The organism is Streptomyces sp. SID11385, from assembly GCF_010548245.1.
Taxonomy (GTDB): domain Bacteria; phylum Actinomycetota; class Actinomycetes; order Streptomycetales; family Streptomycetaceae; genus Streptomyces.
Map to the genome: position 1 here is coordinate 1 of NZ_JAAGLR010001078.1, position 457 is coordinate 457.

At 77.0% G+C, this 457-nt stretch carries 2 pseudogenes; both read right to left on the reverse strand.

What is annotated here, in order from left to right:
• Nucleotides 1-309, reverse strand: a pseudogene (locus G3I42_RS33010) (DNA helicase RecD); the annotation flags it as partial.
• A pseudogene (locus G3I42_RS33015) lies at nucleotides 306-457 on the reverse strand (aldo/keto reductase); the annotation flags it as partial. The pseudogenes G3I42_RS33010 and G3I42_RS33015, both read right to left, overlap by 4 nt.

The following is a 457-nucleotide window of genomic DNA, read 5'->3' on the forward strand; positions in this document are numbered from 1 at the left end:
GGCCTTGCGCGCCGCGATCCGCGCCCGCTCGACCCGCTGGGCCGCCAGCTCCGCCTCGGCCTCGGAGAGCTGCGCGGCGGCCTTCCCCCCGGCGCCGCCGTCCTCGGCGGCGGGGGCCCCGGTACCGTCCTGCGCGGTGGCGCTCCCGGCCTCGTCAGCGCCGGCCTCGTCAGCGCCGGTCTCCTCGCTGCCGGTCCCCCCGGTGCCGGTCTCCCCGGTGCCGGTCCCCTCCTCCTCGGTACGGGGCGCGGCCACGTCGGGCGTGTCCTCCTCCGTACCGGTGTTCCCGGCTGCCGGCTCCGTGCTCACAGCGTGCTCCAGTCCTGATCGGGATAGCGGTGCACGGGCGCGGACACGTCGTCCAGGGCCCGGCAGATCTCGTCAGGAAGACTAAGGCCCTCCACCGACAGCGCCTCGCTCAGCTGCTGGGCGGTGCGCGCGCCGACGATCGGGGCGA